At 46.8% G+C, this 23,160-nt stretch carries 19 protein-coding genes; 11 read left to right on the top strand and 8 right to left on the bottom strand.

Going from position 1 to position 23,160, the window contains the following annotated elements:
* Positions 1 to 32: 32 nt before the first annotated feature.
* Positions 33 to 878: a CPBP family intramembrane glutamic endopeptidase gene (locus tag JIN82_RS07460; protein WP_200311010.1), complete on the bottom strand. Its 846-nt coding sequence runs from the start codon at positions 876 to 878 to the stop codon at positions 33 to 35.
* A gap of 191 nt (positions 879 to 1,069) precedes the next feature.
* Positions 1,070 to 1,615, bottom strand: a complete 546-nt coding sequence (locus tag JIN82_RS07455) for a SprT family zinc-dependent metalloprotease (RefSeq protein ID WP_200311009.1) — start codon at positions 1,613 to 1,615, stop codon at positions 1,070 to 1,072.
* Between the two features lie 259 nt (positions 1,616 to 1,874).
* Here JIN82_RS07455 and JIN82_RS07450 point away from each other — a divergent pair, with 259 nt between their 5' ends.
* Together JIN82_RS07450 and JIN82_RS07445 are read left to right on the top strand one after the other, a co-directional pair.
* Entirely contained in the window at positions 1,875 to 3,995 is a 2,121-nt protein-coding gene (locus tag JIN82_RS07450; protein WP_200311008.1) for an alpha-L-fucosidase, read from the top strand.
* Positions 3,996 to 4,173: 178 nt separating this feature from the next.
* Positions 4,174 to 4,359 carry a hypothetical protein gene (locus JIN82_RS07445; RefSeq protein WP_200311007.1) on the top strand — a complete coding sequence of 62 codons (186 nt, stop codon included), beginning with the start codon at positions 4,174 to 4,176 and terminating at the stop codon, positions 4,357 to 4,359.
* Between the two features lie 132 nt (positions 4,360 to 4,491).
* Here JIN82_RS07445 and JIN82_RS07440 read toward each other — a convergent pair whose 3' ends face one another.
* The 3 genes from JIN82_RS07440 to JIN82_RS07430 all read right to left on the bottom strand — a co-directional run bounded on the left by JIN82_RS07440 (position 4,492) and on the right by JIN82_RS07430 (position 8,529).
* Entirely contained in the window at positions 4,492 to 6,255 is a 1,764-nt protein-coding gene (locus JIN82_RS07440; RefSeq protein ID WP_200311006.1) for a sugar phosphorylase, read from the bottom strand.
* Positions 6,256 to 6,317: 62 nt separating this feature from the next.
* Complete coding sequence (locus JIN82_RS07435) at positions 6,318 to 7,541, bottom strand: glycosyltransferase family protein (protein ID WP_200311005.1); 1,224 nt, start codon at positions 7,539 to 7,541, stop codon at positions 6,318 to 6,320.
* Positions 7,542 to 7,677: 136 nt separating this feature from the next.
* A complete protein-coding gene (locus JIN82_RS07430; protein ID WP_234041856.1) occupies positions 7,678 to 8,529 on the bottom strand; it encodes an HAD-IIB family hydrolase in 852 nt (283 codons plus the stop codon).
* 244 nt (positions 8,530 to 8,773) lie between these two features.
* Here JIN82_RS07430 and JIN82_RS07425 point away from each other — a divergent pair, with 244 nt between their 5' ends.
* From JIN82_RS07425 to JIN82_RS07390, 8 genes are all read left to right on the top strand, one after another.
* Positions 8,774 to 11,350 (top strand): alpha-amylase family protein, encoded by a 2,577-nt coding sequence (locus tag JIN82_RS07425; protein ID WP_200311003.1) that lies wholly within the window; start codon positions 8,774 to 8,776, stop codon positions 11,348 to 11,350.
* Between the two features lie 141 nt (positions 11,351 to 11,491).
* Positions 11,492 to 12,226 (top strand): uracil-DNA glycosylase family protein, encoded by a 735-nt coding sequence (locus tag JIN82_RS07420; protein ID WP_200311002.1) that lies wholly within the window; start codon positions 11,492 to 11,494, stop codon positions 12,224 to 12,226.
* Positions 12,227 to 12,274: 48 nt separating this feature from the next.
* Complete coding sequence (locus JIN82_RS07415; RefSeq protein ID WP_200311001.1) at positions 12,275 to 13,204, top strand: alpha/beta hydrolase; 930 nt, start codon at positions 12,275 to 12,277, stop codon at positions 13,202 to 13,204.
* A 221-nt stretch (positions 13,205 to 13,425) separates the two neighbouring features.
* The gene (locus JIN82_RS07410; protein WP_267906516.1) at positions 13,426 to 14,937 is read left to right on the top strand and encodes an NAD(P)H-hydrate dehydratase; all 1,512 of its coding nucleotides are present in this window, start codon (positions 13,426 to 13,428) and stop codon (positions 14,935 to 14,937) included.
* A gap of 80 nt (positions 14,938 to 15,017) precedes the next feature.
* Complete coding sequence (gene clpS / locus JIN82_RS07405) at positions 15,018 to 15,311, top strand: ATP-dependent Clp protease adapter ClpS (protein WP_200310999.1); 294 nt, start codon at positions 15,018 to 15,020, stop codon at positions 15,309 to 15,311.
* Entirely contained in the window at positions 15,308 to 15,757 is a 450-nt protein-coding gene (locus JIN82_RS07400) for a DUF2017 family protein (RefSeq protein ID WP_200310998.1), read from the top strand. Before clpS ends, JIN82_RS07400 begins: the two co-directional genes overlap by 4 nt.
* 41 nt (positions 15,758 to 15,798) lie before the next feature.
* Positions 15,799 to 16,485, top strand: coding sequence for a 3-keto-disaccharide hydrolase (locus JIN82_RS07395; RefSeq protein ID WP_200310997.1), 687 nt, complete (start codon positions 15,799 to 15,801; stop codon positions 16,483 to 16,485).
* A gap of 32 nt (positions 16,486 to 16,517) precedes the next feature.
* Complete coding sequence (locus JIN82_RS07390) at positions 16,518 to 18,827, top strand: DUF7133 domain-containing protein (RefSeq protein ID WP_200310996.1); 2,310 nt, start codon at positions 16,518 to 16,520, stop codon at positions 18,825 to 18,827.
* Between the two features lie 11 nt (positions 18,828 to 18,838).
* Here JIN82_RS07390 and JIN82_RS07385 read toward each other — a convergent pair whose 3' ends face one another.
* Positions 18,839 to 20,179 carry a hypothetical protein gene (locus JIN82_RS07385; RefSeq protein ID WP_200310995.1) on the bottom strand — a complete coding sequence of 447 codons (1,341 nt, stop codon included), beginning with the start codon at positions 20,177 to 20,179 and terminating at the stop codon, positions 18,839 to 18,841.
* A gap of 219 nt (positions 20,180 to 20,398) precedes the next feature.
* Between JIN82_RS07385 and JIN82_RS07380 the strand changes: the two genes are divergently transcribed.
* Positions 20,399 to 21,952 (top strand): sulfatase family protein, encoded by a 1,554-nt coding sequence (locus tag JIN82_RS07380; RefSeq protein ID WP_200310994.1) that lies wholly within the window; start codon positions 20,399 to 20,401, stop codon positions 21,950 to 21,952.
* A gap of 15 nt (positions 21,953 to 21,967) precedes the next feature.
* On the opposite strand, the gene JIN82_RS07375 is transcribed toward JIN82_RS07380, so the two are convergent.
* Positions 21,968 to 22,390, bottom strand: coding sequence for a hypothetical protein (locus JIN82_RS07375; RefSeq protein ID WP_200310993.1), 423 nt, complete (start codon positions 22,388 to 22,390; stop codon positions 21,968 to 21,970).
* 128 nt (positions 22,391 to 22,518) lie between these two features.
* Positions 22,519 to 23,145 (bottom strand): ribosome hibernation-promoting factor, HPF/YfiA family, encoded by a 627-nt coding sequence (gene hpf, locus JIN82_RS07370; RefSeq protein ID WP_234041854.1) that lies wholly within the window; start codon positions 23,143 to 23,145, stop codon positions 22,519 to 22,521.
* Positions 23,146 to 23,160 lie beyond the last annotated feature (15 nt).

Raw genomic sequence — 23,160 nt, 5'->3', positions numbered from 1 at the left:
TGGATGAAGTGAGGAATATGGGATCTGATAAATTAGCTGGGGATGTGCTCGGTGAACAGGATCGCTCCAACAGTGATAGAGTTGAATATGGCATGGATGCCAATGGGAGCCCAGATGGATCCGCTACGTTCGTAAGCAATACATAGAATGATGGCTAATACGGTAAGCGGCAAGAGTGGAGCAACATGGAGGTGAACAAAGGCAAAAATCAAGGAGCTGAGGATGGCGGCAAAGTAGCGGTCGGAGAAACGCTTTATTGATGCGTAGATGTATCCACGAAAGACAATTTCTTCGCAGATAGGGGCGATAACTGTAGCTCCAATGGCCATGGCTATTAGCAGCTTTGGATCTTCTGATTCGCGCAGCATTTTCACAACGTCTTGCTGCATATTTTCTTCGCCAAGTAATTTAGAAATCCACAGGTGATAGCCAGTGACTTGATTGATAGCGATAATTAGCACGTAACAAATGATTATTCCCGCGGGAATGACCCAAATATCACGTTTCCAGCTAGACCACTTTAAACCCAGAAATTTAGCAGGGTTGACGCGCATGAAAACCATGCCGATGCAGAGCGCTACCATGAAAAATTGCACGATCACCCCAGAGAGAAGGTGGCTGATAGTGATGTCCGGTTTTGCCTTTGTTGGATCTGTTTGATAGGCCGAATACAGAGCCGCTACAAATAAGGCGATGAACATACCCATGCCGATGAGGTCAGCAAAATTGAGTTTATCTATGTTAACTCGCCCAGACTGAGTAGGTAGAGTATTAGGAAAGTTCACCCGAATGATGCCATAGGTGAGCAGTCCTATTATCAATACAGCTAGTGTAATGATGAAAAAATAGGTCAGTATTGTCAGCTGTAGTGGGTCCATAGTTGGCGCTGCAGCTAGGATTGACCAAAATGGCTACGCTGCCAATGCTTGATTCTTCAGAAATGAATGCATTTCTTGGCTAACTAGCTTCTGTTGTGAACCACTGGTGAACTAGTTGGGGATAGAATTTTGCCAGTGACTATGCTGCAGAGAGTTCAATAATCAGGCAACATCTAACGTAGTTAGCTGGGCTATTGGTATTTGATGGCGTATTCTACGAGTATGAACCTCTGAGTGAAGACACCCCCATTGTGTTTTTTACAGCAGCTATAGCAGGCTGCTAGATTTTTCATGCGCCTGGTTCGCTCAATGACGGCATCACAGGCTGGGCATTTGTAGGCCCAGTTTTTGCGTTGCTGGCGGCGAGGAAGAGGTAAGGAATGCGTGGCTTTCTCGCCGGGAATGCCTAGCTGTGAGCAGGCAAGTTGCCATTCGTTGCCATGTGGCTGGATGCGTTTTCTTCCTGCTCTGTGATGGGCTAGCAGATGCGCTAGCTCATGTAGAGTTGTGCGCCAGATTTCATCGTTAGAGATGTTGATTAATCTGGGATTGAGCTCTACGGTGTGGTTATGGGGAAAAGCGCGCCCCGCAGTACTGCGCATCCTTTTGTTCCAGAAAATATGGACTTTATTTGCTAGCTGAGGCTCGCCGAGAGAGTGAAGCCTTCGCTGGCATTCAGCAAGGAGCACGCTGGTATCAGTGATGGGAGTTGGATGCTCGGGAAACGGCGCAGGCATAGTGGTTTATTGACATGGAGAAGTCAGAAATACAAGCGACTTACAATGCTAAGCATCGAGTGAAAAATTTCTCAGAGCCCTGCTGAGACCGTTAGGTTGATGGTATACTAGCCAGTAGGCAGCTCGATTAAGCAGCCAGCCGTCTTCTTCAATCAGATTGCTTGATCTGATAGGGTGAAAATTTATACGAAAGAAGTATGCATCCTCAATGGATTCATCTATGAATCATAGTTATACAGAAAATGTGATAGATATGAGCATGAAAAGAAATTCAGTTGAATCGTTAGGATTTGTAGCTCTTCGAGCGCCGTCGAAGTTTGTTCGCAGCTGTGTTCTCGGTCTCAGCATAATCAGCGGCGCGTTGATGGGGCAAAGCGCCTCTGCTGAGGAGAGATTCACCGCTGATTGGGAATCCCTAAAAGGTCGTGACCATGTACCTGACTGGCTACAGGATGCTAAGTTTGGCATATGGTTTTGTTGGGGCCCTGCTAGTTATTATTATGAAGGGGTACCTATGCGTACAGGCAACCCAATTGGCGGCATGTACAATAAAGAAAATGCATTGTACGATTATAATACTAAGCGCTTTGGCGCTGATCCCTGTGAGTTGGGCTGGCACGGTGTGATCAAAAAGTGGCAACCGAATAACTTTGATCCTAAAGCGTGGGTTGATCTGTTTGTTGAGTCAGGTGCAAAGTATGGATCTATTATGGCTGACCATGAAGATGGTTTTGTCCTGTGGGATAGTGAAGTCAACCCTTGGAATCCTGTAAACTACGGGCCGAAGGTCGACATTGTTGGTGAGTTAGCCAAAGAGTACCGCAGCCGGGGAATGAAAATTTTCATCTATGCTAACGGTGGACGTGTTTGGAAATATGTGCCCGCTGCCTGGCAAAACGGTGTAGATACCGCGAAATACCCAGAGCTCTACCTTGAAGACCATTCACCAACGGCTGAACCTAGCAGCACCTTTTCTAAATACTATTATAATCAGATGTCTGAGATGATAGAAAAGTACGAACCTGATGCTCTGTGGTTTGATGTATTTTTTAAGGCTGTGCTACCTGATGAAGATAGACGTAAGATTATAGCCAAATATTATAATACCGTCGATAAAGCGGGGAAGTTAGAGGAAAGCGTATTTTTTCATAAACACGGTGACCTGATTCCAACAGGAGCGCATGGACACGAAAGGGGAATCCCTGGACATATGCAGAGCCACTTTTTTGGCACAGGTAATTCTCTAGGAATGACTACCTGGTATCCACGTCGACTTGATTTGGAGGGCAATGGCTATCAAGACGAGACTCTAATCATTCCAACACTAGTTGATATCGTTTGTAAAAATGGCTTTCTAAACTTGGCCACCATTCCTGACGCTAACGGTGGGATTCCAGAGGTCCAAGTGAAAATTCTCAAAGCCATTGGTGTTTGGCTCAAGCAGAACGGCAAAGCCATCTATGCGACTCGTCCGTGGGTTGTAGCTGGCGAGGGACCATTTATGGAGAGTAATGGAGCCAAGAAGATAGATTCTCGCAAAGATCATGATTACACCAAGGAGGAGTTGCGCTTTACACGCTCCAAGGACGGCAAAACAATATATGTATTTGCATACACTTGGGAGGCCGGCGAGGTCATGGTGAAGTCTATTGGTTGCAAGGGGGATGGTGTTGTTAGCTTGTTGGGACATGGTGAAGTCACTCATTCAGTTAATGATCTGGGACAGCTTACCATCACCGTGCCGTCAGGGTTAGATGAGCAAAGCTTCCGGCGTGACCTGCCTATTGCCTTTGAATTAAGTGGCTTTGAAACAAGTTTGCTTGAAGGTGTTAGCGGAGCTTCGAAGGTGATAGGGCCAAAGCCTAGCACAATGCAAAGCATACTCTGGCGTGTTGTTACTGATGCCAGTGTGAATGGGGCGGTGCCTGCGGGTAAAGACTACTTGTCAGCTAGAGCGCGTAAAACTCTTGGCCAGGTCTACGATAACTGGATGGAAAATAACCGCGCTGCAATCAGCGAGAGCAAGCCTTGGCTGGTATACGGCGAAGGGCCAAATCTCGATAACAAAGGGCGCTCGTATTATACCGGTGAGGATTTGCGTTTCACGCAAGCTGCTGACGAAAGCTCTTATTATGTGATCGCGATGTCTCGACCTGAGGAGAAAACCTTTAAGGTAACATCACTATGGTGCCAAGAACCAGACGGGAAGCCGCAGGTCACTTTGTTGGGGCATGGTCCCGTCGAGCATCACCTCAATGATAAGATGCAATTAGAGATTACCTTGCCTGATGAGTTAGATGAGATCAATATTCGTCCTGACCTGCCGATGAGTTTTGAGCTTAAAGGTTATAAAGTTCAAAAACACTATGACTTGGACTAATCGCGGAGTTTTATTTCACACACTTATATACATCCAGAGCTCTTTGGGCGGGATCTTGAGCCTCGGTGATAACGGGTACGAATTTGATAAAATCCAGCTAGGGGGACAGTGATAGGGAGTACAAATATCTAGAGCAACATCATCAAATGAAAATGAAGACCCTGACCTTTATGAAAATATGTCAGTGGCTTCATTCTTTGGCATGATTGTTAACCTCGATGAGAATATGGCGCGTATGAATGAGTTCCTTCGTCAGAGTGAACTTTTTGATAATGGAGAGACTGTGGGGGCTAAAGTATTTAATGCTGGTATCGTCTTCACGGGCGGAGCCAACCAATTGAGCTGTTCCGTTTTGGCTGAATGATCAGTGCTAATTAGAATTTAGTCAGCCGCGCGATTGTTCCATGGGCAAAGGTTATTTGCCCATGGTTTCTGAAGTAGAAGGGGGTAAGCTTCGCAAACATTATGATGTAGAATGATTTTGCAGAGACTTTCTTTAAGGTTGGTTGCTTAACCAGATAGTTTGGTATGGTGCTAGAGTTAGAGTCGCTGAAATATCTGTGATTTCATCTCCCGTAATAAGGTCAAACCATTGGTTGAGTGGAATTAAATTCAGCTCAGTTAGTTCGAGTTCTTGCTCAGTTTTTGTAATGTTTGTAATGGAGAATATCGATTGATTGCGTTTGATGCTTTGTCTCCAGAAGGCAAAGAGTCCTTCACCTAAGTGTAGTGTATACTGAGTCGCGTTAGGGTGGAAGGCCGCATGTTTTTTGCGGATTTGGATCAGCTTGACGATGGCTTGATAGATCTGGTGATGATGGCTGGATTCATCGGCTAGCAGTGTTCGCAGTTCCTCATCTTGCCACTGGTGGCGGTTGATAGATCGTTTCGCCCCTGTAGCTTCCACCTTGGCGTAATCATTTTCTGTGCCGAGCAGGCTGTGAATGTAAATCGCGGCTACTCCTTCCAGAGATAGCATAATGGCGTGGGCAGCAATGAAGCGAGCCGTTTGAAATTCGTCGACTCCCTCGCTGATTGTTCCTTGTAGAGCATCGAATAGTGAGATGTTCATCTCATAAGGTTTGTCGATGGTCATGACACTGTCGCCTTCCCTAACATTGATTTGGCGCATGGATACATCACCGCCAAATTGTTTTACCGTATCCAGCATTAGGTCGATCTCTTCTTGGCTGAGTAGACCTTCTGTTGGACGCAATCCAATACCGTCGTGTGAGGCGATGAAGTTAAAATAGAAGGTTCCAAACTGAGCTGGAGGCATGCTCATCATCCAGCTTTTGAGGTAGGTGTTTTTACCCGTTAGTAGCGCATGGACTAGCAATGGAGGTAGAGAGAAATTGTAAATAGCATGAGCTTCGTTGCCATTGCCAAGGTAGGAGAGATTCTCGTTGTTAGGAACATTGGTTTCCGTGATGATGATGGCCTCAGGGTCACGGAGGTGCATCAGTTGGCGCAGCAGCTTAATGATTTCGTGAGTCTGAGGTAGGTGCATGCAGTTAGTTCCAAGTTCTTTCCACAAGAAACCAACAGCATCTAACCTGAATATGCGTACACCATAGTCCATTTGTTTGGAAATAATGTTAACAAACTCAGCTAGAACATCGGGATTGGAGAAGTCAAAGTCAACCTGGTCAGCGCTGAATGTGCACCAAACATGTTGCAGCCCGTTTTCTGTGACTACAGGTGTCAGCAGTGGGCTGCTGCGAGGGCGAACTACAGCTGAGGTGTCGGTATCCCAAGGTGCGGTGTAGAAGTAGTTGCAACCCGGTTCTTCACCCGCTTTGAATTGAAGGAACCATTCTGATTCACTGGAGCAATGGTTGATCACCAAGTCGCTCATGAGACGGAAACTCTTGGCGATAGATTGAACTTCCGTCCAGCCACCTAACTCAGGGTTGACGGCGTAATAGTCTTGCACGGCAAAGCCATCATCCGAGGTGAAGGGAAAAAATGGTAGAATGTGAACACCGTTGAGAACATCAGAGGTGTAGTCAGCTAGAAAACGATTCAATGTCGCCAGAGGCTTTTCAGAATCAGAAACAATGCTGTCTCCGTAGGTAATCATCCAGACGTCATTTTGATCCCAATAGTTAAGCTTTTCCGCCTGTTGGTCTGGAGCTTCGGGAACTCCCATAATACCTATCAGCTGTTTGGCAAGAGCTTGGCTATCTGCTTCGGGGTAGATGAACTTCAGGCGAGGAGTCAGACTGTCTACGATTGCGTCTGGGATGTTAGTTTTCATGCTGATTGTGTGATTAGCCCCATAGTGGGAGATACAGGGCTGTTGTTTGTGTTTTAGGGTGATTATTCTAGCAGTTCTTTGCGGTCTTCCTCCACTGCTTCCGTTAGCATTTCCTTAATCTCTGGGATGGCGGCTGAAACGCGAGTCCAGCTAGGCATGAAAGGCGTTGCCATTGGTATATCTAGGAAGTCGTTACCAGCGGTGAGGATACTTTGAGCAAAGGCTTCTACCGCGCTCTGCTCTTGGTGGCGGTCGTACTCGATGCCGTTTAGATAGGCTGAGCTTGCATATTGCTCGATGGCATCCAGCGCAGTTCGGTAGTAGGTCGCTTTAATCGTCCTGAAGGTTTCTGTAGAGAAAATCTGCCCTTCGATAGCTAATTTCCTGTAGAGGCTTTTGGCGATGTCACCGCTCATTTTGTTGAGCCCTTTGGCTGCATCGGCTGGTGATAGATCTTGATGTTTGTGGTCGTAGGTGTCGGCAATTTCGACCTGACAGATTTGGTTTTCTGAATAGGAGCGCTTCATCTCAGAGAGAACTCCCATTTCTAATCCCCAGTCGTTAGGAATGCGAATGTCGCGCACTACGCTTGAACGCATGGCAAACTCGCCAGCCAGTGGGTAGCGGAAGCTGTCGAGGTATTCAAGGAAGTCGCCGTGGCCGAGGACCTTTTTAAGTGAGCGTAGAAGTGGTGTGACTAAGAGTCTGGTGACGCGGCCGTTAATTTTATTGTTAGCAACGCGAGCATAGTAACCTTTGCTAAACTGGAATGAGCAGCCTGGGTGCACTACTGGGTAGACGAGCTTGGCTAACATGTCTCGTTTGTAAGTAGTGATGTCGCAGTCGTGTAGAGCTACAGCTTTTACTTTCTTACTAGCGTGGATATAACCAAAGCAGTACCAGACGTTGCGGCCTTTTCCTAACTCTGTAGGAGCTAGATTATGTTTTTGTAGAAGTTTGTCGATGGCTTGTAGTCTTGGTCCATCGTTCCACAAGAGTTGGTGATCTTGGGGCAGGCGAGAGAAGTATTTTAGAGCGTGTTTGAATTGCTCGCGGTCAGACCTATCAATACCAATGACAATTTGTTTGAGGTAGTCAACTTTGCAGAGTTCGTCAACAATGCCTTCTAGCGCTGGACCCTCTAACTCCGAAAAGAGTGATGGGAGAACTAAGCCGATAGGTGAGAGCTCGGAGTATCTTTTGAGTTCCGTTTCGATTTGCTCGATTGGTCGGTTAGTTAGGTTGTGGATGGTGCAGATGCCACCGTTTTGGTAAAAGTCTGACATGGTTTGTATTTGTGTTGGCTAGTTGGATTTGAGGGTGATTTAAGGTCCGAGTAGAATGGAGGTCATTGATGCTGGATTTACACCGAATTTACAAGATCTGGCTAGGATCATTGTGCTGACACGGCATTCATAAAAACTATGTCAGCAAGATCTGTGCCAAGGCGTCATTCCAGCCTTCTGAACTAGGCTTGGATGGGGTGTAGAGGCAGTCATTGTCGACCTGGATGGTATCACCTGAGTGGTTTGGTAAAACGACCGCAATGTCAGCAGCATTGAGCATGGCTTGGTCGTTTTGGCTATCTCCCAGAGCGATGGTTTTCCAGTTGCTAGATGAGTCGTCTTGTTTTGCATGATTAAGCAGGGCTGCAAGGCCGTCAGCTTTGTCAAATTTACCTGAGATATGGCTAAAGCGGCCACCTTTGAGTACTCGTAGGTTGCGGCTTTCAAGTTCAGCTTTGAATGACTGGAAGCTGGCTTCGTCGCCTCGCCATAACAATGGTTCGGTGCCAAATCGCTGGCCTGCTAGTCTAGCTCGATCAAGCGGGAGGCCGGTAGCCTCAGCTATTTGTTGGTCTGACCAATCGGCAAAGCCTTCAAATTGGTAACCCTCAGAGCGCATTTCCGCGAGGATAGGGAGCAACTCTTTTCGTGGTGTTCCCATTGGATAGAGACGGTATTCTCCTACCGTATCGCTGCAGCGAAGTCCAGCTGGAGGAGAGGTGCTGAAGCTTGTAGGAATGGCAATAGCGGCTCCATTTTCTATCACTAACGGATAGGTGAGCTGCATGTCGTCAGCAAGCTGGATCATTTCAGCCAGTGTTTTGCTAGAGTTAAGTACGAGGATGTGTCCTTGCTTTTTTATCTCCGAGATCATGGGGGCGGCGGGTGACCAGTCGTAGGTGTCGTGATGTAGTAAAGTACCATCGAGATCACTAAAGATAAGAAATCGGTTATGCATGTAGCTGAGTATTCGCAATATCTGTGCCATCACCCAGAGAAAAAAGGTAACAACTTAGGTGGTTTTTGTATCTCATCAATGGGTTATGTCATTATCGCTTTTTTTATTTTTTGTGTGCAGTTAAGATAACTGGTTAATTATTAACGGATTCGATTAATTTCGAGTTGTTGGGTGAGCATCCTCTCTGGTGGATGTTGTTTTCAGATGGTAAAGTCATGATCCAATAAATGAAACATGAGGTGACATCCGTGATGAGCTTCGACTTTTAATTAGCATGAAATTTATAAATCAGATCAACAGGGGGGCAGTTAGTTTTGGACTGTTCTGCTCTCTATCAGCAATTGCTAGTGGGCAAGACGCATTTTCATTGAAAAATAACTTCATCGAAGTTGACTTCAAAAATGGCAAGATAGAGAGATTGTCTCGTTTGGATCAAACTGACGAGTTGAAGATCAATGATGACGTCTTTGAGGTATTGTTATTAGACGATAGACGTTTCACCGCTGACAACTATCAGTTAAAAAATACGAAGGTAGGCGGAGGTGCCGCTAAGCTAACTTATGAGTTGACCTCTAGCGAAAAAGGAGCACCGAGTAAGGTTGTCGTTGATTACAAAATTGATGAGGGTCCGTATTTATTCAAGGATGTTACCTTATTCCTGAACGAAGGCGAGGTGGTAGACCGTTTGGAAGTCTTACGATTTTCTTGTGCCGATAAAGCTGAACGCGGCGGCATGGCTCAGCCTGTGTTTGCTGGGAGTTGGTTTTTTGGAGCAAATTATCCGGCATTCCACAGCCGTCATAGTTCAGACTTTGTGGAACCCGATTTTCATTACATCTTTAATTTTCGAGCTAACATTGAGAACGGGGCTAGAGAGCTAGCTCCCCGTGACGGCTTGATTTCTGTTTTTCATTTCCCTGGGTACGCAAAAGATCTTGGGCATGGTCAATGGGGGATTCGTGGCAAACAGGCCGTGTTAGGTGTGCCCGAGAGTCCCGAAGATAGTGCGGAGTTAGGCTTGATGGATTACATCGAGGCTAAGCGTTTGCCGACACGTAGTTATACTCATCATAATAACTGGTATACTAGAGAGGCCAAAACGGTCGCTATCGAGAACTACGTCAACGAAGTTGCTAAGCCTTTAGCTGAAAATCTTGCTCGTTATGGGGCGAAACTTGATGCCATGGTCCCTGATAATGGTTGGCAGGTTAAGTCTAACTTTGAGACGATTAATCAAATTGATACGAATAAGCATGATCTAGTTGGCGTGAGCAAAGCGCTGCGTGAGTTAGGTATAGATTTTGGTATTTGGATTGGTATTGATGGTACGACCTATAAAATGGAAGAGGGTGCAAAAGCCGGCTATCGGCAGGCTATGAATGCTGACTGGAAGCATACTGCTGGTCGTTGGGGAGGTAAGCCATGGTTTAATATATTGGATGCTAAATACCAGTCTGACTATCGAAAGGCAACGGGGCCAATGTTGACCTCAACGGATGCGCGTTACATCAAACATGACTTCAATCACATGCTGGTTAGCGACTATTTAGAGGAGCGTCATGCTCGTGAGGCTTGCTTTGATACCACTCTTGATTTGATAGCTTGGGAGAGAGAGTTAGCACCAGAGCTACTGGTTAACTTCACTAACGGAAGCTTTTTTTCACCATTTTACTTTTTATTCTTTGAATATATTTGGATGAACTCTGGTGACAGCGGATCTAGCGGCGCTTGGCCACAGCTATGTAAATCTGAGCATGCTACGACTTATCGCGATAATCATTTCTATCAGAGCTTCAATAACCCTGAGCGTTGTGTACGTCCTCTGATTACTATCGGGGACTTCATGACCCACGGTGTATTGCATTCTGGGGTACGTTATTTTGAGCCAGAGAAGGATCCGATTCGCGACTTCATGAACTACATGGTGATGTACTACGGTCGCGGGACGCTGCTAAAGGAACTTTATGTCTCCCCATCGATGATGACTGAAGAAATGTGGAAAGCTCTAGGGACAAGTACAGCTTGGGCTCAAAAGAATGAAGATCGCATGGAGAAAACCGTATTTGTTGGAGGTGACTCTAGCAAAGGTGAAGTGTACGGTTATACATCGTGGAATGGAGAAGAAGGATTTCTTTGCCTGCGTAACCCAAGTCGCAAGGCTCAGACGATTGAGGTGCCGATAGATCGCAGCGTGTATTACCGCGGTGAGTTTGGCCAGCCAATGCGTGCTCGCGCTGTGTATCCATACTTGGAAGACATGCCTTGGGCTCTAGAAACAGGTAAAAGTTTCACTGTGGATGTGCCAGGTGATAGTGTGTTAGCCTTTCATATTGATGCTGGGTTACCACTTGTAGAAAGTGTTGTTAGTGCTGATCTTGTGCCTGTTCCGCAAGCTATTGATGGTCATCCAGCTAGCTACAAACTGACGATTCCTGATGAAGATTTTGGTCGTTACGATCTGTTGCTGAGCAACTACCATAACGAGAGTGAGAGCTACATTGATCACCGTAAGCGTGAGAAGAAGCGTTCAATTTTCCCTGCTTTTGTGGTTCAGGTAGACGGCCAAAAAATTCAGGCTAGTCGTCTACAGCCTGGCAATGGCTGGGCGATGGCTAGCTATGATTTAAGTCCATTCAGAGGAAAGACCGTGCGGGTGAAAATGTCTTTGGCTACACGTGAGGCAATCACGCACAAGGAGTCTGAGTTAGAGGCTTGGTTAGTTGTTGATCGTTATGTGGAAACTCCAGCAGTTGATGTCGGTGAGGCTGTGCTGCCATGGGCAGTTCATCAAACCGAGCGTCGTCAGAGCCACGAGATTATGGCGCGCCAGAAGTTTGCTATCACGGAGTAAGATTTTAGTAATCTAGCTGAAAAATTGAGCACTAGTATTAAGCAATCACCGTCACCAAACTGGGGCGGTGATTTTTTTGTTTCTTTACTTATTCGTACGGGCATCAGTTGTCATTTCGCGGCAAACAGTCTATCTAAGGGCATGTCAAAAATTGCAAACCAGCTAGAAAAGGCGGCGAAGTTAATGGTGAATGGGCTGCGTCCGTTAAAGTTTACAGGTGATGTGACTCATGTTTATAATCCGCTAGAGTATGCGTGGAAGCCTCACCAGATGTATCTTGAGCGCTATGGTAATTCGACAAAAAGAGTTCTAATGTTAGGAATGAATCCAGGTCCGTGGGGCATGGCGCAGACAGGGATTCCATTTGGTGAAATACCAGCTGTTCGCGATTGGATGAAGATTTCGGCGGATGTGAAAAAGCCAAAGTTAGAAAACCCCAAAAGGCCTGTGGTCGGTTTTGCGTGTGAAAAGTCAGAGGTGAGTGGACGTCGACTCTGGGGCCTGTTTGCAGAGAAGTACCCATCAGCTGAAGATTTCTTTGCCGATCACTTTGTCACTAACTATTGCCCACTAGTCTGGATGGCAGAGACTGGACGCAACATCACACCCGATAAAATCAAAAAGGCAGAGATGGCACCCGTGGAGGAGCTTTGCCGACTTCATCTAGCGAAGATGATTGAGCTGATGGAGCCGGAGTTTTTGATTGGTGTCGGCGCGTATGCCGAGAAAAAGCTGCAGGAAGCGGTTGAATTTCATTTGCCTGATAGACAGTGCCAAATTGGGAAAATACTACATCCTTCACCAGCTTCGCCAGCAGCCAATCGTGGCTGGGCTGAGCAAGCTGAACGCCAGCTGGTAGAGCAAGGTGTATGGTAATGATTATTATTGCTTTGCTAGATTAGGTGGTTGTGATTAGTTAGGCCTATGAAGTACCTATACCTTCTATGCCTATTATTTGCTTACCCAGTAATGGCTGAGCAAAAACAAGTCACTCTAGCAAACGGTGATATTCAGCTGGCAGGAACCTTGCAGTCTGCAGGAGATTCAAAGGATCTAGCGGTTTTAATTATTGCTGGCTCAGGGGCCACTGATCGCGATGGTAATAATATCGCAGCTGGGCTGAAGAATTCATGTCTGAAATATCTAGCGAATGGGCTAGCTGAGCATAAAGTAGCTAGCCTGCGAGTCGATAAACGAGGGGTGGGAGCGAGTAGCCCCAAGATGGTAGTTGAGAAGGATCTGCGATTTTCTAACTACGTTGATGATGCCTCAGCTTGGGTGAAGTACTTGCATGATCAGGGATATAAAAAAGTGGTCATCGCTGGCCATAGCGAAGGGGCGATGGTGGCTACTTTGGCTGCACAAAAAGGAGGAGTGGATTCAATCATACTTCTAGCTGGAATCGGACGTCCAGCTGGGGAAGTGCTGCGCGAACAGCTAAAAGGTAAGCTTCCAGCTCCAATGTATCAAGATGCGGATGCTGTGATCGTTCAGCTAGAAAAGGGTCAGTTAGTGGAAAAGTACCCACCTGTGTTAGCGTCAGTTTTTCGTTCTGATGTACAGCCGTATATGATTTCTTTGTTAGCTGTTGAACCAGCTGAGGAGCTGGCTAAATTAGACATTCCTGTGCTAGTGATCCAAGGGAGCGAGGATCTACAGGTGACTATGGTAGATGCTCGCTTGTTAGCTGAATCAGCTAAGCGCGGGAAGTTAGTAGAGATAGAAGGAATGAACCATGTGCTTAAAAGTGCCAAAGGTCCAATGTTGATGCAGTTGAGCTCATACCAGTCGGCAGAGCCGGCGTTGCATGATGATTTGCTGGTCAATGTGCTAGAGTTTTTAGCTTCAGAATAATTGGGCTAAAGTTTTAGTTTATCGTATTTTGATTACCCAAGTTTGGGTGAGAGTGAATTTTTTTCACCAAGGCTCATTTTTCAATGAGTTAGCTAATGTGCGTATTTGATTGTGGGCTGAAGAGTTTACGACTGATTTTAATAAATTTTGCTCAACAGTGAATTTTGATACGGGCAAGCCAGTGCTTGCTATTGCGAAATGACTCACGATAAACTAATCGCATGCTAGCTGTGACGTGTGAGCAAATGAGGTCTGCAGAGGCGCTACTTATCAAAAGTGGCGTTAGCGAGGAGTCGTTGATGGAGCATGCTGGCCGCGAGATTGCAAAAGTAGTAGCTAGCTTTTTCCCCCGCCCAGGAAAGGTGGTTGGATTTATTGGAACTGGCCATAATGGTGGCGATGCTCTGGTTGCTCTGCGCTATCTACGTCAGTGGGGCTGGAAGGTGGCGGTTGAATGCGCGGGGCAAGAGAAGCGACTAAAGAAGCTATCAGTGCAAATGCGCAAAATGTTAGGTGGTGATGGTGTGCGTACACTTGAGCAGCTAGAAGAACGAGCTTCTGGTGCGCTGCCTGGCCCACTTGTTTTATTAGACGGTTTATTGGGAGTTGGGGCATCTGGTCCACTGCGTGGTCCATTGCTGGAACTATCAAAGAAAATGAACCAGCTGAGGCTAACAAGAGGAGCCTATACTGTGGCGATGGACTTGCCTTCTGGTATCGACGGCAATACGGGCTCAGTTTATCACGGAGCTGTTATAGCTGATTATACAGTGACTGTTGGGGCTGCCAAAGTTGGCTTGTTGCAGAGTTCAGCCTGTAACCATGTTGGCAGAATTGCATTAGTTGAATTACCTGAGTTAGATTTGAGTGGTATTGCTAGTCCTGATGTCTGTTTGAATTCAGCACAAAGCTTAGTTCCCAATGTGCTGCGGCGCGATCATGAATATCATAAAGGAAATGCGGGAACGGTTTCCATAGTTGCAGGCTCTAGAGGGATGTTAGGTGCGGCTGTGTTAGCGGCGACTGGAGCCCTGCGCGCGGGAGCTGGCATTGTGCGCTTATTTGTTTCAGCTAGTATCTACAACCAAATTGTAGGCATGCTACCAGCAGAAGTGATGGTGGTGCCATGTACTAGCTATGAAGAAGTTTACCCCTATCCAACAGATTCCTATGTTGTCGGGCCAGGTATTGGCGTGGGCAATCAATCTGAGCAGGGGCAATTTTGTGAATTTCTGAAAAATTTAACAAAACCAATGGTGTTGGATGCAGATGCTTTGAATCGCATCGCTGCAGCAGGTGAGCAGGAGTTGCTAACAGCTAACGTGGTGCTGACTCCACATCCTGGCGAAATGAAAAGGCTGCTGCCGGAAACGACTGGCTATACGCGTGAGCAAATTGCCAAACTGTTTTGCGCCCTCTATCCTAGCACCTTGTTGTACAAGGGGAGCAAGACGATCATCACTAGGCGACATTTCCCTATTTGCGTGAATGCTACTGGACATGCTGGCATGGCTTCAGGAGGACAAGGGGATGTACTGAGTGGCGTGATTGGTGCATGTCTTGCTAGAGGTCTCAGCCAGTTTGAAGCGGCACGCCTTGGATCATGGGCATGTGGTCGCGCTGCAGAGCTAGCGGTGAGCATTGGAGGTTGTTCCGAGGAGTCTGTGTTAGCCACAGATGTTCTCCAACATCTGGGGCGTGCATTTGAAGATCTTAGAACTGGCGGTGCGTAAATATAACAAGCGCGGTGGTATGACTAAAGCCACACACAAAACGTGACAGCTGGCAGGTTCTGTGGCACGTTCTGCATCAAATGATGAAAGCTGCGGTAGCTCCCAAGATTGAAAACCAGACAAAAGTTCAAGAGAAGGTTGATCTTCCCTGGAATGTTGTGGTCTTGAATGACCCTGTGAATTTGATGGGGTACGTGACTTTAGTTCTTCAAAAAGTCTTTGGTTACCCAGCTGAAAAAGCGGAGCGAATGATGATGGAAGTGCATGAGCAAGGGCGCTCGATTGTATGGTCGGGCAATTTTGAGAAGGCTGAACTTTATGTCTCTCAGTTGCACGCAAAGCAGCTGCGAGCTACCATGGAAAAAGTAAAATGAAGGTAGTTCCTACATTAGAGGGTGGGCTCAAAGTTGAGCTGGAGGCCGATCATGATATCGAAGTGCTGGAGATGATTCTAACGGACGCTGGGCAGCCGGAAGTATTGTCAGCTGAGCTTGCCGAGTTGATGGAAGCGAGTGATGACTGGGACGAGTTGATGAGCCCTGAGCTGTGGGAAATGTTCTACGGTCACTTGGCAATTGTTGGGAAAGCGGTGAAAGCAGCGAAGGAGTTAGGTAGTTTGCATATTGAGAAATCATCTGGTGACGCGTGGTATAGTGCGCTGAATCAGGCGCGGCTACGGCTTGAGCGAGAGTATCAATTACACAGCAAAGGCGATTTGGTGATGGAAGATGATGTGTCGCGAAATGCCTATATTAGAGACCGGTTTTATTGTACTTTACAGACCTTGTTGCTGGATTTCGTTATGGGCTTGAATGATTAATATGAAATGGGTATGTGGTATTGAACGTAAGTATATACCCTATGATCCCAATTAATATTAAATCTCTCACACTGTCGTTTCTTATAGGTTGTTCAGCACTAGCTGGAGCCTTTGAACTGGAACCTGAATTTACGTCATTATTTGATGGCAAAACTCTAGCTGGCTGGGAAACAACTGGCGGGACAGGCGAGTTTGAGGTGGTCGACGGCACGATTCGTGGATTTGGAAAAGAAGTGAAGGGAAATACTTTTCTCATCACACAAAAGAACTATAGCGACTTTGAGTTTCGCTTTCAGATGAAGTTTAATGACCTGTCTGGTAATTCAGGTGTGATGTTCCGAGCTGGGTTTAAGAATCCTGAGAAAAAAGATAGAGTGACGGGCTACCAGTGCGAGCACGATAATAAAGAGCGTAACTGGACTGCTGGCATCTATGACGAAGCACGCCGCGGTTGGCTGGTGCCCGACAAAAAAGATGCTGAGCAGTCTAAAGAATTCACAGAACAGGGAACTCGCCTATTTAAGACTGACGACTGGAATGATATCGTTATTCGCTGTGAAGGAAAACAGGTGAAAATCTGGCTGAATGGTGAACTGCGCGCTGAATATACAGAAGAAAATGACAAGCTGAAAACAGCGGATGGCTTCTTTGGGCTGCAGGTGCACGGTGGCAAATCCTGTGATGTTAGCTGGCGTAACCTGCGCATTAAGGAGCTCGCAGCTAAGTAGCTTATTTATCTAGCATCCCACCCTATATTCTCATGCTAGCTACTACTCTCACGGTGACTATCAAGCGGGTCTCCCTTGTATTATTGAGCTCATCACTTTTAGCTATCGGCCAGCAAGGCGATAGACAGAACCCAGCTGAGCAGCTGGATCCCATTTCAGCAGATAAAATTCCGCCAGCTCCTCATTTGGACCTAGCTGAAGCGATGAAGAGCTTTCAAGTGGCTGACGGATTTGTTGTTGAACCAGTCATATCCAATCCTCTGCTAGATAAACCCATTGCGATGGCTATCGATGCCAATGGTCGTGTTTGGGTGGTAGAAATGCGCTCCTACATGCCTGATCTGGACGGCAATGGAGAAGATCGCGCCAATGGCAGGATCTCGATTTTAGAAGATTCTACTGGTGATGGTAATTACGATAAACAGACTGTTTTTTTAGATGATCTGGTATTGCCTCGGGCTGTGGCGCTAGCTTATGGAGGTGTACTGTACACCTCTGGTGACTCGCTCTATTTCATCGAGCGGAATGGGCTGGAGCCTGTGGGGTCAGCGGTCTTGATCGATGAAGATTACGCTAAAGGAGGCAATCCTGAGCACAAGGCAAATGGCCTGATTTACGGTCACGATAACTGGTTTTATAGTGCAAAGTCAGGAAATCGCTATCGTCGAATAGACGGCAGTTGGAAAAAAGAGCCAACGAAGTTTCGTGGTCAATTTGGCATTTCAAAAGATAACGACGGGCGGCTCTATTACAACAGCAATAGTACGCTGATGGCGGCGGATTTTTATATTCCGCAGTTCTTCAAAGGGAACTCTAACTACCAGCCTGCAAAGTTGGCTGATGGCGCGAGAATTGGAGGTAAGAATCTCTACCCGATTCGCATGAATCCAGGGATTAACCGAGCTTATCAGGGTAAGTTGCTAGATGACGAAGGCAAAATGCATTCTCCAACAGCAGCGAGTGGCGTGGCCTATTATCGAGGTGAGAATTTTCCAGCTGAATATAGCCAGCTAGCAGTGTCTGGTGAGCCAGCCGCCAATGTGGTGAAAGCATTCAAGGTGAATTTTCCAGCTTACAATAAGGTTCTAGCTAATGATGCGTTTGACGGCAGGGAAATTTTGGCTTCCACGGACGAGCGGTTCAGACCGGTCAATGTTTATACCGGGCCCGACGGCACACTTTGGGTTGTCGATATGTATTTTGGTTTGCTGCAGCACAAGGTGTATATGACCAGCTATCTACGTAAACAATATGCTAGCCGGAAGTTAGATCAGGATAACGACAATACGGGACGGATTTATCGCCTGCGCTGGGCTGAAAATCCAGCTAGCGAAGTTCCTAAGTTAGAAGGTCTGAGTAATCTGAAAATATTTAATTATCTAGCTCACCCGAATGGAGTTTGGCGCGATATCGCGCAGCGTCTACTTGTGGAAAGTGGCGATCTAATGATAGTGCCATTGTTGAATAAGCTGGTAGATCAAGGACGCAGCTCAGAGGCTAAGATTCATGCGTTGTGGACTTTGGACGGTTTGAATGCGGTCAATTCAGCGGCTATTAAATCTGCTCTGAATGACAGTGATGAGCGGGTTAGGATGACGGGCTTTGAGTTGGCTCCGAAGTGTGATGCCAGTGAGTTGGCTGAAGTTAGTGCCATGCTGATAGAGGCAAATGATAGCTATAAACTCTACCGAGCTAGGTCTCTAGCGCGTATTGGCTCAAGCGAGTCATGGTTGGAGTTAGCTAAGGTGCTAGTTGACGGCGAAGGTAACGATGCGCTTAATGCTGCTGCCCTTAGTGGTATAGGCGGGCGCTTGAATGAATATCTTGAATTTACCGTGAAGCATCAGCTAACTAATAATGATAGATTTGATGAATATGTTGCCGAGGCAATTAAGCAGTCGCAATCTTCGAATAAGCCAGCTGCCGTTAATCTGAGAGCTAAAGCGTTAGCGTCATTCGAGAGAGGTAAAGAAATCTATCAGGGTAAGGCTGCCTGTCTAGGCTGCCATGGGATGGATGGCGCGGGCTTGCCTAACTTAGGGCCGCCGCTGGCTGCATCTGATTGGGTGACGGGGAGCAAAGAACGATTAGTGAAAGTACTGCTGAGAGGTTTACAGGGGCCTATTGTTGTTAGTGGTGAAAAGTATGCGCCTGCATTAAGCATGCCAGGGTTAGCTGCGAACCCGACGATTTCAGACCAAGATTTAGCTGATGTGATGACCTACATCCGCAATGCCTGGGGGAATCAAAGCAGTGCGATTAGTTCTGGTTTCGTTAGCGAGTGGCGAGAGAAAACAGAAAGCCGTGGAGAGCAGCTTTATACAGCGGATGACTTTAAGTAAGAGTTAGGAGATTACTTTTTTCTAATCAATCTCCACGAGATATATAGGAGCGGCAGACCGAGAATAAAATAGCCCGCTAGCATGGCGTAGACACTCCAGCTGGTTTTGCTTGTTTGGTTATAGTTCATATTCGCCGGCGGTGTATGGCTAAGCTGATAGAGTATACCCACTTCACCTAGGTGACGGGAATGCTCTGGCTTGGAAAATAGCTGAGGGAATTTTAGCTGGCCATTTGGCAGTGGCCAGCTAGCGGCGATCATTTGGTAGGCCAAGCTGCCAGCTGTGCCGTAGTCACCGTTGGCTCTAGCGGCCCCCATTCCAAAGGCGGTGGCAGCCGTGCCGAGGCCGTGCAGTACTGGGCCGGAGTCAATGTCTTGGTAATAGTCATAGCCTTGGTCGTGTGGAAACTCACGAAAGCCAGAAGCGAACCAGCCTGCTTGCCAATAATCCTTGCGATAAGTCTGGTACCATTGAGCTGCCTTGGCTGGCCAGAGTGTGACCGCCGCTGTCGTCATGTATGAGTTAGAACAACCGCGTGAGTCGTCTAGTCGATAGCCAGTATTTTTGTTTGCTGAGTAAGCTGGTAGGCCATTGGGGGCGGCTAACTTTCCGGTGAAACCACGCTGAGCTCGCTTGATAAACTCGCTATGATCGCTACCTAATATTGGGTCAGCTCGTTTGATGGCATCAATAGCAGCCAAAACATCTGTAGGGTAACACTGGTGTGGATAGTCGTCTAGCAGCCCGTGAGGTGAAGCTTCTAATTCTGCTGTGAATTTACTGACTTGATCGCGCAGGAAGGGCAAATGTTTGGTTTCACCCGTTAGGTTGTGATGTGAAATAATGGCCTGCATACAGAGCATGCGGTAGAAAACATTATCATGCTCTAAATATTGATCTTTGCCGTAGTGGTCGATGACCCATTTGGCGTGGTTAGGGTCGAGGACCAGGTCTTTTGCTGAGTCGATGGCCTCTCTGGCGTAAATAGCTGGAGCCTGATTAGAGAGTGACGGGTTCTTTTCCCAGCTGGATTGCATGTTTTCAGTCGCCCAGAGGTAGAAGACGGAGCCAAACAATGGCCACTCGGTGGCTTCGAGTTGATCCACCGTTAGGCTAGCTGCTACTTCTGAGTCGATGCGTTCACGGCAATATTTAGCATATTGTTTGCTGATAGCTGGATGGCGGTTCCATAGAAATGCAGAGTCAGCTGAGCTGTTGAGCCCCTTGTCGGTAGCGATGTACCAACTGGCTGTTATACCAGGCAGAATGAAGAACCACAAGCTGGCTAGAGCAATGATCAAGCTAGTGAGGTATTTGAAATAGGATGGAAGTCTAGCAAGTTGGGAGTGCATGATGTTTTAGACTTTAGCGCGTACAAATTGTTCAAATCTATCGTGTTTGGTGGACTCTGTGATAATTGATTTGGAAAATATTCTCTGGACGCATCATGGTGACAAATATAAAAACTAATATTCTATGTAAACGTTGAGTGGGTATGTGAGTAGCCATTTGCTAGATGCTGGATTTTCTCTAGTGGAGCCAGCGAGCACAAATTTATTATCTAAATAAAGATGAAGAAAAAACCAATAGATTACATCACCTTGAGCTGTCTGGCTGGGATGATGGTCGCTGGCGCAACAGCGGCTCAAAAACCAAATATTGTGTACATCCTCGCGGATGACATGGGCATAGGCGATGTGTCGTCACAAAATCCAGCTGGTAAAATCATTACACCGCATATTGATAGTCTAGCAAAGCAGGGGATGAGTTTTATCGATGCCCACACGAATTCCAGTGTTTGTACGCCGACTCGCTACGGGATTCTTACTGGGCGTTATTGCTGGCGCACAACAAAGAAAAGCAATGTGCTAGGTGGTTTCTCAGCTCACTTGATTGATCCTGAGCGTGAGACGGTAGGCAAGCTGTTACAGAAAAATGGATATGCGACGGCATGTGTTGGGAAGTGGCATTTAGGCATGGACTGGCCGCTCAAGCAGGGAGTTGAAAAGTTAGACCGTTTGGGCAAGAATGTCGATTTCCAGGGCGATATTGTCAACGGACCTAATGATGTTGGCTTTGATTATTACTATGGAATCTCGGCTTCATTTAACATGGCACCTCACGCCTATATCGAGAACCGCAAAGTAGATGGTGAGATGGAGCTGTATACGGATAAAGCGAAGTTTAAAGAGCGGTTTTATGACGCTAACATTGGCTGGGTAGGGAAAAACTTCGAGCAGGAAGAACTGCTAACGACTCTAGCTAACAAAGCATCTGAGTGGATTTTACAGCAGAAGAAAGACAAACCATTTTTCTTATATATGCCACTGCCTTCACCGCATTCACCGATCACGCCACGCGATGAATTTAAGAATAAGAGTGGGCTGAACGACTACGCTGATTTTTGTTTGGAGACTGACTGGGTTGTTGGAGAGATTTCAGCGGCCTTGAAAAAAGGTGGCTTTGAAGAAAATACCATTATGATCTTCACCGCTGACAATGGCTGCTCGCCAAAAGGAGGCTTTAGCAAACTGCAAGCTGCTGGCCATTTTCCAAGCGCTCAATACAAAGGGCTCAAGGGCTGTTTGTTTGAGGGCGGTCACCGAGTGCCATTTATTGTCAGCTGGCCAGCTGCGGTGAAGGCGAATAGTGTTAGCGATCAGCTGATCTGCACGACTGATCTGTTTGCGACGGCAGCTGATATTATCGGCGCTAGTTACAGCGACAATACGGCTGAAGATAGTGTTAGTTTCTATCCATCTCTGCAGGGCGCTGATGCAGATGACAAAGCTCGGGGGGCTGTGATTCACCATTCTGATTGTGGTAAGTTCTCTATCAGATCTGGGAAGTGGAAGATGATCTACGATGCTGACGGTGGCAGCCGCCGTAAGAATCCAAAGGATGCGCCAGTTTCTCCAGCTAGCGACGTTCAACTTTACGACATGCATGCTGATGCAGAGGAGAGTGTGAATTTATTTGCCCAGCATCCTGAAGTGGTGAAAGCAGTACACGCTGAGTTTATCCAGCTGGTAGAGAGCGGTCGCTCGACTCCTGGTGCTGCGCAGCAGAACGAGGGAGGTAATTCTTGGGCTCAGTACGATGAGGCCAAGGCGCTGGTGAAATAGTTCTATACCTGAATTCTAATCAATAAGCTCGAATGCTTGCTGGGATTTCTCGGCAAGCATTTCGTCTTTTGAGAAGCTGAGTTTTTTTATCAGCGGGTGATGGTTAGACAGTTCTTTGCTAGCTGGAGTTTTCCAGCTGGCGCTATCAGCGTGTTTGCAGATAGGGATGATTAGATCGAGGATCTCGCATTGGATTTCTACTTCTGAGATATACAGAATTTCCAAAAGGTAGGGGAAGGTAACTTCGTTAGCTGAGCAGAGTGAGTCGTGATTTACACCGAGAGCTGACCACAGGTCGTGGCTGGCTTTCATGGCGCGTGCGGCTTTGCGAGATGCTAGGTTTTGCAAGAATTTAGGAATGCTAGAGGCGCTACCTGAAGCACATTCTAGCTGGTTCCAGTTTTCATTTCTAAGTCGCATCCAAAGTGAGTCAGCCATGGAAATGATATAGGCTGGCTAGCTGGTGATGGCAAGGTGATAGCATTCAGCTCAAATGGCCTGAGACAAAAACGCCCTAGCTGGAATGAACCAGCTAGGGCGTGGAATTTTTACTGAGCGCTTATTGCTTATGGCTCGATGATGGAGTAGTCGCCATCGCCGCGGCGGTAGACAATTTGCAGCACATCGCGTCTAGCATTGGTGTATGCAAGGAATGGCTTATCTGAGAGCTCGAGCTCCATGATGGCTTCTTCCTTGTAGAGTTTGCGAAGTTTGTAGGATTCGCGGTGAATGATCATTGGTTCTGGATCTTCAGCGACTTCTTCTTCCTCAACAGGGTGATTATCAAGAACGGTAGCAGCAAAGATTTTTTCGTCGAGGTGCTTGATTCCTTCACCTTTTTTCGGACGATGTTTCTTCAGCAGGCGTGTCTTGTGCTTGCGCATGCGGCGAGCGATCTTAGAGATCGTTTCGTCGATAGAAGCGTACATGTTTTCTGTTTCTGTAGAGGCTTCAATCGTGATGTGGTTTGCGCAGAAGAGGATGATTTCAGCAATGTGTCTTTTCTTCTGCACATCAAGGATAGCGCGGGCTTCGATGATGCGGGGGTAGTCAAGGTGGAGCCCTTCAATTTTCTTGGTGGCATAATCGCGAAGTGAGTCAGTGATTTCCTCATGTCGCACCGTGACAGTAATTGCTGGATTAGCATTAGCAGTTTGCATCTTTATGTATCCTTTCTTTCTTTGTTTACGCATGTAGACGGCGAATTC

Origin of the sequence: Persicirhabdus sediminis (genome assembly GCF_016595495.1) — a bacterium.
In the GTDB taxonomy this organism is placed as follows: Bacteria; Verrucomicrobiota; Verrucomicrobiia; order Verrucomicrobiales; family Akkermansiaceae; genus Persicirhabdus; species Persicirhabdus sediminis.
Note: the sequence above shows the minus strand (reverse complement) of the source record. Positions and strands in the feature narration are given on the sequence as shown.

Bases quoted from the DNA above. Each gene is read 5' to 3' on its own strand.
- JIN82_RS07420 (WP_200311002.1), top strand. From the start codon at position 11,492: ATGTCAAAAATTGCAAACCAGCTAGAAAAGGCGGCGAAGTTAATGGTG.
- JIN82_RS07375 (WP_200310993.1), bottom strand. From the start codon at position 22,390: ATGGCTGACTCACTTTGGATGCGACTTAGAAATGAAAACTGGAACCAG.
- JIN82_RS07445 (WP_200311007.1), top strand. From the start codon at position 4,174: ATGTCAGTGGCTTCATTCTTTGGCATGATTGTTAACCTCGATGAGAAT.
- clpS (WP_200310999.1), top strand. From the start codon at position 15,018: ATGATGAAAGCTGCGGTAGCTCCCAAGATTGAAAACCAGACAAAAGTT.
- hpf (WP_234041854.1), bottom strand. From the start codon at position 23,145: ATGCGTAAACAAAGAAAGAAAGGATACATAAAGATGCAAACTGCTAAT.
- JIN82_RS07440 (WP_200311006.1), bottom strand. From the start codon at position 6,255: ATGAAAACTAACATCCCAGACGCAATCGTAGACAGTCTGACTCCTCGC.
- JIN82_RS07425 (WP_200311003.1), top strand. From the start codon at position 8,774: ATGAAATTTATAAATCAGATCAACAGGGGGGCAGTTAGTTTTGGACTG.
- JIN82_RS07385 (WP_200310995.1), bottom strand. From the start codon at position 20,179: ATGCACTCCCAACTTGCTAGACTTCCATCCTATTTCAAATACCTCACT.
- JIN82_RS07460 (WP_200311010.1), bottom strand. From the start codon at position 878: ATGGACCCACTACAGCTGACAATACTGACCTATTTTTTCATCATTACA.
- JIN82_RS07395 (WP_200310997.1), top strand. From the start codon at position 15,799: ATGATCCCAATTAATATTAAATCTCTCACACTGTCGTTTCTTATAGGT.
- JIN82_RS07410 (WP_267906516.1), top strand. From the start codon at position 13,426: ATGCTAGCTGTGACGTGTGAGCAAATGAGGTCTGCAGAGGCGCTACTT.
- JIN82_RS07390 (WP_200310996.1), top strand. From the start codon at position 16,518: ATGCTAGCTACTACTCTCACGGTGACTATCAAGCGGGTCTCCCTTGTA.
- JIN82_RS07450 (WP_200311008.1), top strand. From the start codon at position 1,875: ATGAAAAGAAATTCAGTTGAATCGTTAGGATTTGTAGCTCTTCGAGCG.
- JIN82_RS07455 (WP_200311009.1), bottom strand. From the start codon at position 1,615: ATGCCTGCGCCGTTTCCCGAGCATCCAACTCCCATCACTGATACCAGC.
- JIN82_RS07400 (WP_200310998.1), top strand. From the start codon at position 15,308: ATGAAGGTAGTTCCTACATTAGAGGGTGGGCTCAAAGTTGAGCTGGAG.
- JIN82_RS07430 (WP_234041856.1), bottom strand. From the start codon at position 8,529: ATGGCACAGATATTGCGAATACTCAGCTACATGCATAACCGATTTCTT.
- JIN82_RS07435 (WP_200311005.1), bottom strand. From the start codon at position 7,541: ATGTCAGACTTTTACCAAAACGGTGGCATCTGCACCATCCACAACCTA.
- JIN82_RS07380 (WP_200310994.1), top strand. From the start codon at position 20,399: ATGAAGAAAAAACCAATAGATTACATCACCTTGAGCTGTCTGGCTGGG.
- JIN82_RS07415 (WP_200311001.1), top strand. From the start codon at position 12,275: ATGAAGTACCTATACCTTCTATGCCTATTATTTGCTTACCCAGTAATG.